The organism is Saccharothrix tamanrassetensis, assembly GCF_014203665.1.
GTDB lineage: Bacteria > Actinomycetota > Actinomycetes > Mycobacteriales > Pseudonocardiaceae > Actinosynnema > Actinosynnema tamanrassetense.
Genome location: NZ_JACHJN010000015.1, coordinates 145,361 through 154,415 on the forward strand (window position 1 = coordinate 145,361; position 9,055 = coordinate 154,415).

6 protein-coding genes are annotated in these 9,055 nt (G+C 72.3%); all 6 read left to right on the top strand.

Annotated elements, in window-relative coordinates:
- The first annotated feature begins 59 nt into the window (after positions 1-59).
- The 6 genes from argS to rho all read left to right on the top strand — a co-directional run bounded on the left by argS (position 60) and on the right by rho (position 8,858).
- Entirely contained in the window at positions 60-1,703 is a 1,644-nt protein-coding gene (argS, locus tag FHS29_RS34410) for an arginine--tRNA ligase (RefSeq protein WP_184698551.1), read from the top strand.
- The gene (gene lysA / locus FHS29_RS34415) at positions 1,703-3,127 is read left to right on the top strand and encodes a diaminopimelate decarboxylase (RefSeq protein WP_184698552.1); all 1,425 of its coding nucleotides are present in this window, start codon (positions 1,703-1,705) and stop codon (positions 3,125-3,127) included. Before argS ends, lysA begins: the two co-directional genes overlap by 1 nt.
- 1 nt (position 3,128) lies before the next feature.
- A complete protein-coding gene (locus tag FHS29_RS34420; RefSeq protein WP_184698554.1) occupies positions 3,129-4,427 on the top strand; it encodes a homoserine dehydrogenase in 1,299 nt (432 codons plus the stop codon).
- Entirely contained in the window at positions 4,424-5,527 is a 1,104-nt protein-coding gene (gene thrC / locus FHS29_RS34425) for a threonine synthase (protein WP_184698556.1), read from the top strand. The genes FHS29_RS34420 and thrC overlap by 4 nt, the downstream gene beginning before the upstream one ends.
- Positions 5,524-6,396 carry a homoserine kinase gene (gene thrB / locus FHS29_RS34430; RefSeq protein ID WP_184698558.1) on the top strand — a complete coding sequence of 291 codons (873 nt, stop codon included), beginning with the start codon at positions 5,524-5,526 and terminating at the stop codon, positions 6,394-6,396. The genes thrC and thrB overlap by 4 nt, the downstream gene beginning before the upstream one ends.
- A gap of 344 nt (positions 6,397-6,740) precedes the next feature.
- The gene (gene rho / locus FHS29_RS34435) at positions 6,741-8,858 is read left to right on the top strand and encodes a transcription termination factor Rho (protein ID WP_184698560.1); all 2,118 of its coding nucleotides are present in this window, start codon (positions 6,741-6,743) and stop codon (positions 8,856-8,858) included.
- The last annotated feature ends 197 nt before the right edge of the window (positions 8,859-9,055 follow it).

The following is a 9,055-nucleotide window of genomic DNA, read 5'->3' on the forward strand; positions in this document are numbered from 1 at the left end:
ACTCCTCGGGACGCACAACCCGGTCGAGACCAGCGGGAACGTTTCCCTAGACTTAACGGGTGACTCCCGCTGCGCTCGCTGAACTGGTCCGTGCGACGGCCGTGGACGTGTTGTCCACCCGCGGCCTCGACCCCGCCGCCCTCCCCGCCGCGGTGACCATCGAGCGACCCCGCAACCCCGAGCACGGCGACTACGCCACGAACCTCGCCCTCCAGGCCGCCAAGAAGCTCGGTGTCGTGCCCCGCGACCTGGCCGGCTGGCTGGCCGACGCGCTCACCGGCACGGACGCGATCGCGTCGGTGGAGGTCGCCGGGCCCGGCTTCCTGAACCTGCGGCTGGCCGCCGACGCGCAGGGCGCCATCGTCCGCGAGGTGGTCGAGGCGGGCGAGGCGTACGGCCGCGGCGACCAGTTCGCCGGCACCCGGATCAACCTGGAGTTCGTCTCCGCGAACCCGACCGGCCCGGTGCACCTGGGCGGCACCCGGTGGGCGGCGGTGGGCGACGCGCTGGGCCGCGTGCTGGCCGCCAACGGCGGCGACGTGACCCGCGAGTACTACTTCAACGACGCCGGCGCGCAGATCGACCGGTTCGTCCGGTCCCTGATCGCCGCCGCGAAGGGCGAGCCCGCCCCGGAGGACGGCTACGCGGGCGGCTACATCGGCGACATCGCGGCCGAGGTGCTCGAGCGCGCGCCCGGCGCGCTGTCCGCCGAGGACTGTCACGAGGTCTTCCGCCGGATCGGCGTGAACCTGATGTTCGAGGAGATCAAGCAGGACCTGCACGACTTCGGCACCGACTTCGACGTGTACTTCCACGAGAACTCGCTGCACGAGTCGGGCGCGGTCGGCAAGGCGATCGAGCAGCTCAAGGCGTCGGGCGGGCTGTACTTCGACAACGGCGCGTGGTGGCTGCGGTCCACCGAGTACGGCGACGACAAGGACCGGGTGGTCGTCAAGAGCGACGGCGAACCGGCCTACATCGCGGGCGACATCGCGTACTTCCTGGACAAGCGGTCGCGAGGGTTCGACCTGTGCATCTACATGCTGGGCGCGGACCACCACGGCTACATCGGCCGGCTCAAGGCCGCCGCCGCGGCGGTGGGCGACGACCCGAAGTCCGTCGAGGTGCTGATCGGGCAGATGGTGAACCTGGTCAGCGACGGCAAGCCGGTGCGGATGAGCAAGCGCGCGGGCAACGTCATCACCATGCAGGACCTGGTGGAGGCGGTCGGCGTGGACGCCGCCCGGTACGCCATGACCCGGTCGTCGGCGGACTCGACGCTGGACATCGACCTGGACCTGCTGCGCAAGCGCAGCAACGACAACCCGGTGTTCTACGTGCAGTACGCGCACGCGCGGCTGGCGTCGGTGCTGCGCAACGGCGCGGACCTGGGCGTCGAGCCGGGTGAGGAGTTCGAGCTGCTCGACCACGAGCGGGAGGGCGACCTGATCCGCACCATCGGCGAGTTCCCGCGCGTGGTGGCCACCGCGGGCGAGCTGCGCGAGCCGCACCGGGTGGCGCGGTACCTGGAGGAGCTGGCGGGCACCTACCACCGGTTCTACGAAGCCTGCCGGGTGCTGCCGCGCGGCGACGAGGAGACCACCGAGCTGCACCGCGCCCGGCTCCAGCTGTGCGCGGCGACCAAGCAGGTCTTCCGCAACGGTCTGCAGCTGCTCGGCGTGAGCGCCCCGGAGCGGATGTGATGAGGGCGCACCCGGCCGGTCCCCGGCACGCCGACGTCCTGGTCCCGTCCAACACGGCGGGCAACCGTCCGTCCACTCCGGACGAAATCGACGCGCTGCACCGGAACGTGTGGCCGCGCAACGCGTCCCGCGCCGAGAGCGGCGTGGTCGGCCTCAGCGGGGTGGACGTGCGCGCGTTGGCCGAGGAGTTCGGCACGCCGCTGTTCGTGATGGACGAGGACGACTTCCGATCGCGCTGCCGGGACCACGCCGAGGCGTTCGGCGACCCCACGCAGGTGCACTACGCGTCCAAGGCGTTCCTGTCCGTCGCGGTGGCCCGCTGGGTCGCCGAGGAGGGCCTGAGCATCGACGTGTGCAGCGGCGGCGAGCTCGCCATCGCGCTGCGCGCGGAGTTCCCGCCGGATCGGATCGCGTTGCACGGCAACAACAAGTCCGTCGCCGAGCTGACCGCCGCGGTGGAAGCCGGCGTCGGCGCGGTGGTGCTCGACTCGTACTACGAGATCGCCCGGCTGGACCAGATCGCCCGGGAGCGCGGGCGCGTGCAGCCGGTGATGATCCGGGTCACGGTCGGCGTGGAGGCGCACACCCACGAGTTCATCGCGACCGCGCACGAGGACCAGAAGTTCGGCTTCTCGCTGTCCTCCGGGGACGCGGCCGAGGCGGCGCGCCGGGTGCTGAAGTCCGAGGGCCTGCACCTGATCGGCCTGCACAGCCACATCGGCTCGCAGATCTTCGACGCCAGCGGCTTCGAAGTGGCCGCCCGCCGGGTGATCGGCCTGCTCGCGGAACTCCGCGACGAGCACGGCGAGGGCGTCCTCGAACACGTGTCCACGGTGGACCTCGGCGGTGGGCTCGGCATCGCGTACACGCCGGACGACGACCCGCCGCCGCCCGTCGAGCTGGCCCGCCAGCTGAAGAACATCGTGTCCAAGGAGTGCGAGCACGCCGGGCTGCCGGTGCCGAAGATCGCGGTCGAACCCGGCCGGGCGATCGTCGGCCCCAGCACGGTCACGCTGTACGAGGTGGGCACCATCAAGGACGTGCAGCTCGACGCCGGCGCGATCCGCCGGTACGTCAGCGTCGACGGCGGCATGAGCGACAACATCCGCACCGCCCTGTACGACGCCGTGTACGACTGCAGGCTGGTGTCCCGCAAGGCCGAACCGGACGCGAAAGCGGTGCTGTGCCGGGTGGTCGGCAAGCACTGCGAGTCAGGGGACGTGGTGGTGCGCGACTGCTGGCTGCCCGACGACCTCGCCCCCGGCGACCTGATCGCGGTCGCCGCGACCGGCGCGTACTGCTACTCGATGGCCAGCGGCTACAACCGGCTGCCCCGGCCCGCGCTCGCCGCGGTCGCGGACGGCCGGTCCCGGTTGCTGCTGCGCCGGGAGACCGAGGAAGACCTGTTCCGCCTGGAGGTATGACGTGCCTGGCCAGAAACCGATCAAAGTGGCGCTGCTCGGCTGCGGCACGGTCGGCACCGAGGTGGTCCGGCTGCTGACCGACCAGGCGGCGGACCTGACCGCCCGGGTCGGTGCCCCCGTGGAGTTGGCGGGCATCGCGGTGCGCAAGCCGAACAAGCACCGCGAGGTGCCCGCCGAACTGCTCACCACGGACGTGGACGGCCTGGTCGAGTCCGACGTGGACGTCGTGGTGGAGGTGGTCGGCGGCATCGAGCCGGCCCGCACCTGGCTGCTGAAGGCCCTGCACGGGGGCAAGTCCGTGGTGACCGCCAACAAGGCGCTGCTGGCCGAGCACTCCGGCGAGCTGTTCCAGGCGGCCGACTCGACCGGCGCCGACCTGTACTTCGAGGCGGCGGTGGCGGGCGCGATCCCGCTGCTGCGCCCGCTGCGCGAGTCGCTGGCCGGTGACCGGATCACCCGCGTGATGGGGATCGTCAACGGCACCACCAACTTCATCCTCTCGGGCATGGACTCCACCGGCGCGAGCTACTCGGAGACGCTGGAGGAGGCGACCCGGCTGGGCTACGCCGAGGCCGACCCGACGGCGGACGTGGACGGGTTCGACGCCGCGTCCAAGGCCGCCATCCTGGCGTCGCTGGCGTTCCACAGCCGGGTGACGGCCGCCGACGTGCACCGCGAGGGCATCGCGTCGGTCAGCGCGGCCGACATCGCCGCCGCCAAGGGGCTCGGCCGGACCGTGAAGCTGCTGGCCATCTGCGAGCGGGTGACCTCGGCCGGCGGGGAGAGCATCTCCGTGCGGGTGCACCCGGCGATGATCCCCCGGACCCACCCGCTCGCGGGCGTGAACGGCGCGTTCAACGCGGTGTTCGTGGAAGCCGACGCGGCGGGCGAGATGATGTTCTACGGCCGGGGCGCGGGTGGCGCGCCCACGGCCAGCGCGGTGCTCGGCGACCTCGTCGCGGTGGCCCGCAACCGGGTGGTCAGCGGGCGCGGCCCGCGCGAGTCGGCGTACGCGGCGCTGCCCGTGCGGCCGATGGGCCAGGCCCCCACCCGCTACCACATCAGCCTCGACGTGGCCGACCGGCCGGGTGTGCTGTCGCAGGTCGCGGCGGTGTTCGCGGAGCACGACGTGAGCATCGCGGCGGTCCGGCAGGAGGGGAGGGTGGACGACGCCAGTCTGGTGATCGTCACCCACGCCGCGACCGACGCGGCACTGCGGTCGACCGTGGACAAAATCGGCGGACTGCCCGTGGTTCGAGAAGTCGTCAGCGTGATGCGGGTGGAAGGCGAAGAGACATGACGGCCCAGGCGACCTTCGGCGGAGCCGACAGTCGGGTTACAGCACAGCCGGGGTGGCCCGGCATCATCCGGGCCTACGCGGACCGGATCCAGCTCCCCGAGGGGGCGAAGGTCGTCACCCTGCACGAGGGCGGCACGCCGCTGGTGGCCTCGGACTACCTGTCCGACGTGACCGGCTGCCAGGTGTACGTGAAGGTCGAGGGCGCGAACCCGACCGGCTCGTTCAAGGACCGCGGCATGACGGTGGCCATGACGCACGCGCTGGCCAGCGGCATCAAGGCGGTCATCTGCGCGTCGACCGGCAACACCTCGGCGTCCGCCGCCGCCTACGCGGCCAAGGCCGGGCTCACCGCCGCCGTGCTGGTCCCGCGCGGCAAGATCGCGCTGGGCAAGCTCGCCCAGGCGGTCGCGCACGGCGCGCGGATCCTGCAGATCGACGGCAACTTCGACGACTGCCTGGAACTGGCCGCCAAGACCTCCGCCGAGTACCCGATCACCCTGGTGAACTCGGTCAACCCGGTCCGGCTGGTCGGCCAGAAGACCGCCGCCTGGGAGATCTGCGACGTGCTCGGCCGCGCGCCGGACGTGCACTGCCTCCCGGTCGGCAACGCGGGCAACATCACCGCGTACTGGCGCGGTTACTCGGACTACGCGACCGACGGGGTGGTCGGTTCGACGCCGCGCATGTTCGGCTTCCAGGCGGCCGGCGCCGCACCGCTGGTGCTCGGCGAGCCGGTCGCCGACCCGGAGACCATCGCCACCGCCATCCGGGTGGGCAGCCCGGCGTCGTGGACCGGCGCGGTGACCGCCAAGGAGCAGTCCGGCGGGCTGTTCGAGGCGGTCACGGACGAGAAGATCCTGGAGGCCTACCGGCTGCTGGCCTCGCGGGAGGGCATCTTCGTCGAGCCCGCGTCCGCGACCAGCGTGGCCGGCCTGCTCGCCACCGCCGCCGACGGCCGGCTGCCCGGCGGCTCGGTGGTCGTCTGCACGGTCACCGGCCACGGCCTGAAGGACCCCGACACGGCCCTGCTCGGCGTGACCGAGGTCGAGCCGGTGCCGGTCGACCCCGGCGCGGTCGCCACCGCGCTGGAACTGGCATGACCGGCGTCCGGGTCACCGTCCCCGCGTCCACCGCCAACCTCGGGTCCGGGTTCGACGCGCTCGGCCTGGCGCTGGGCGTCCGCGACGAGGTCGAGTTCGAGGTGCGGCCGTCCGGGCTGGTGGTCGAGGTCTCCGGCGAGGGTCGGGACGTGCCCGGGGACGAGTCGCACCTGGTCGTGCGGGCCTTCCGGGCGGCCTGCGCCCGGCTGGAGGTGGACGTGCCGGGACTGCGCCTGAGGTGCCGGAACGCCATTCCGCACGCGCGCGGCCTCGGCTCGTCGGCGGCGGCCGTGGTGGCGGGCGTGGCGGCCGGGTACGCGCTGGCCGGCCACGAGTTGGACACAACCGCGTTGCAACTCGCCGCCGAGTTCGAGGGCCACGCCGACAACGCGGCGGCGGCCATGTTCGGCGGCGTGGCGGTGGCGTGGACGCAGGGTGACCGGTTCCGCGCGGTCCGCCTCGACCCGCACCCCGCGATCGAGCCGGTGGTGCTGATCCCCGAACAGGAATCGTCCACCCGGACGACGCGCGGCCTGCTGCCCGCCTCGGTGCCGCACGCGGACGCCGCGTTCGCCGCCGGGCGGTCCGCGCTGGCCGTCCACGCGCTGACCGCGGACCCCTCGCTGCTGCTCGACGCGCTGGACGACCGGCTGCACGAGCCGTACCGCGAGCCGGCCTGGCCGGCGACGTTCGCGCTGGTCAAGGCGTTGCGGTCGGTCGGGGTGGCGGCGGCGGTGTCGGGTGCGGGACCGACCGTGCTGGCCCTGCCGGAGGACGGGAAGCTGCCCGACGAGGTGGACCTGACCGGGTTCACCGCCCACCACGTCCCGGCCGACCCGGCCGGAGTGCGCGTTGCGCCACTCGGTTGAGTGATGCGACGCGCCGAGCCCCGGTTGTTGCACCTGGCCGGAGCGGCGTCTACCCTCGGGGCCATCAGTCACCGCGCGCACGGGCGCCGGTGTGGTGCCCGGACATTCGCTCCGGATCGCATTCCTCCAGTGACTTGGCCCTGTGCCGTATGGACGGGGTTGGCGCTGGAAGGCACCCGCTCGCCGTGTGACCGAGAACGTCTGTGCTGGTGGACTCCGTATTCGTGCGCGTTTTCGCGACGTCGAAGTCCTCCGGGAGGCAGGCGAACTGCCTGTCCGCATTCCGTCGGACGGCAGGTCCGCTGGGTCGCGTAGGAGGCGCGGTCCGGTCAGGAAGGACATGTGTGAGCAACACCGATGTGCTGAGCAGCGAAGCTCCAGCTGCTCCCAACGCCGCAGCCAGTTCCGGAGCCGAGGAGAACGCTCTGACCACCCCTACGAACGGCAGCGCCCCGCCGCGCAAGCGCGCCGGACTCTCCGGCATGGTGCTCGCCGAACTCCGTGAACTCGCAGGTCAGCTCGGTATCACCGGCACCGCGGGGCTCCGCAAGGGAGACCTCATCGCGGCCATCAAGGAGCGTCAGGGCGGCACCTCCGGTCGGGGCAGTGCCGCGACGCCGCCGAAGGCCGAGAAGAAGGCCGTCGCCGAGAAGCCGGTAGCCGACCAGCCCGCTGCCACCGAGGCCCCCGCACCCGCCGCCGGCGTCGAGAAGCCGGTCGACAAGCCGACCCAGCAGCAGCTCGACGTGGCCGATCGCCCCGCCGGGGGCGAGGAGGAGGGCGGCCGCCGGGGCAACCGCCGGCGCCGTTCCGCGAACCGCCCGGCGGGCAGCCCCGAGGGCGACCGGCCGGCCGCCGTCGAGGCACCGGCCCAGCCGACGCAGGACCGCCCGGCGCAGGAGCGCCAGGACCGTCCGCAGCAGGACCGCGGCGACCAGCGCGGCGACCGCCAGGACCGCGGCGAGCAGCGCGAACAGCGCCAGGACCGCGGCGAGCGCCAGGACCGCGGTGAACGGCAGGACCGCGGCGAGCGCCAGGACCGTGGCGACCGCGGCGACCGGCAGGACCGCGGTGACCGAGGCAACCGCCGCGACCGCGGCGACCGGGACGGCGGCCGTGACCGCGACGGTGGCCGTGACCGTGACGGTGGCCGCGACCGCGATCGCGACCAGAACCGCAACCGCCAGAACGTCCACAACGTCCAGGACGACCAGGACGACGAGGACGGCGGCCGTCGTGGCCGCCGCTTCCGCGACCGCCGCCGTCGTGGCGGTCGTGGCGACGGCACGACCGGCAGCACGGACACCGAGGTGCGCGAGGACGACGTCCTGCTCCCGGTGGCGGGCATCCTGGACGTGCTGGAGAACTACGCGTTCGTCCGCACGTCCGGCTACCTGGCCGGTCCGAACGACGTCTACGTGTCGCTGTCGCTGGTCCGCAAGTACGGCCTGCGGCGCGGCGACGCGCTCATCGGCGCCGTCCGCCAGCCGCGCGAGGGCGAGCAGCAGCGGCAGAAGTTCAACCCGCTGGTGCGCGTCGACAAGATCAACGGGCTGGACCCGGAGGAGTCGAAGAACCGCCCCGACTTCACCAAGCTGACCCCGCTGTACCCGAACGAGCGCCTGCGCCTCGAAACGGAACCGCACATCCTGACGACCCGCGTCATCGACCTGGTAATGCCGATCGGCAAGGGTCAGCGCGCGCTGGTCGTCTCGCCGCCGAAGGCCGGCAAGACGTCCGTCCTGCAGTCGATCGCGAACGCGATCACGAAGAACAACCCGGAGTGCCACCTGATGGTGGTCCTGGTGGACGAGCGCCCCGAGGAAGTCACCGACATGCAGCGCTCGGTGAAGGGCGAGGTCATCGCCTCCACCTTCGACCGGCCGCCGTCGGACCACACGACGATCTCGGAGTTGGCCATCGAGCGCGCCAAGCGCCTGGTCGAGATGGGCCACGACGTCGTCGTGCTGCTCGACTCGATCACCCGCCTGGGCCGTGCCTACAACCTGGCCGCCCCGGCCAGCGGCCGGATCCTGTCCGGTGGCGTCGACTCGACCGCGCTGTACCCGCCGAAGCGCTTCCTCGGCGCGGCGCGGAACATCGAGGGCGGCGGTAGCCTGACCGTGATCGCCACGGCCCTGGTCGAGACCGGGTCCGCGGGCGACAGCGTGATCTTCGAGGAGTTCAAGGGCACCGGCAACGCCGAGCTCAAGCTGGACCGGAAGATCGCCGACAAGCGCACCTTCCCGGCGGTGGACGTCGACTCGTCCGGTACCCGCAAGGAAGACCTGCTGCTTTCCCCCGACGAGCTGGCAGTGATGCACAAGCTCCGCCGGGTCCTGCACGCACTCGACAGCCAGCAGGCCATCGACCTGCTCCTGGACCGACTCCGCAAGAGCCGGACCAACATCGAGTTCCTCATGCAGGTGGCCAAGACGACCCCCGGCGCGGACAACGACTGACGTCCCCGCCAGAACCGTCAGAAAAGGCCCACCCGACCAGTCGGGTGGGCCTTTCGCCTATCCGAACCCACTACCCCGCCCAAGTCGCGCACCGCGCACACCCCTGCCGTGCTGTGTGTCATCCCCGTATGGCCTGCGCGCAGCGAACCGCGCTTGTCTTGGGGGTGCAAGCACGCTTTTCGCTTGCACCCCCAAGA